The 664-nt window shown below is 21.9% G+C and carries 2 protein-coding genes; both read right to left on the bottom strand.

Annotation, left to right across the window (positions count from 1 at the left end; all coding sequences use genetic code 11):
• Nucleotides 1-321: hypothetical protein (locus GQX97_RS13640; protein ID WP_157152316.1), on the bottom strand; the 321-nt coding region annotated here is incomplete at its 3' end.
• 10 nt (nucleotides 322-331) lie between these two features.
• Nucleotides 332-610, bottom strand: a complete 279-nt coding sequence (locus GQX97_RS13635) for a hypothetical protein (RefSeq protein ID WP_157152315.1) — start codon at nucleotides 608-610, stop codon at nucleotides 332-334.
• Nucleotides 611-664: the final 54 nt, after the last annotated feature.

Raw genomic sequence — 664 nt, 5'->3', positions numbered from 1 at the left:
AAAATCACTAACATCATCAAACTTTATATCATCATATCTTTTTTCTAATTCTGTTTTAATATGCTCTTTTATTTTATCTACTATGTTTTTATAGTCTTGTAATAAATCCATTGGGTTTATTATTTTAGGCGGTCTTTCATAATATTTATGGCATCTAAAATCTTGTAAAATATTAATATCTTGAATAAGCTCCTCATTATCATCTATAAAATTATTATCATCATCTAAACAATAAGGTTTATAATGACTTGTACCAAACTCATAATCACAATGTATTTTTTCTTTATTAAACCATACACAATTTAAGCRATGTCTTTCCATTTTAAGCCCCCTATACTTCATAAATGTAATTAATGTTATTTAATTCTTTTTCTTGTTTTATTAAATTAATAGCTTCCTCTCTATCCATATCTAAAACTGATAAATAAACGCAATAAGGAATACTGTTGCTTTTGCCAATATGAATAATGTGTTTTGCTTCACTAAAATATTTTTGATTAATAAAAACCGCTTCCATTCCACTATTTTCTAAATCAATTAAAAAATCTATTAAAACATCAATATTACTTAAATCACAATTTTTATATTTATTTAATATCTCATTAATCATATTTATATCCTTATGATTTCATTTTTATTTTTATATTTTTTAGCAAATTTTAAA

Origin of the sequence: Brachyspira sp. SAP_772 (assembly GCF_009755885.1) — a bacterium.
Classification (GTDB): Bacteria; Spirochaetota; Brachyspiria; order Brachyspirales; family Brachyspiraceae; genus Brachyspira.
The sequence above is the reverse complement of the archived record's forward strand: the minus strand, read 5'-3'. Positions and strand labels throughout refer to the sequence as shown.

Bases quoted from the DNA above. Each gene is read 5' to 3' on its own strand.
- GQX97_RS13635 (WP_157152315.1), bottom strand. From the start codon at position 610: ATGATTAATGAGATATTAAATAAATATAAAAATTGTGATTTAAGTAAT.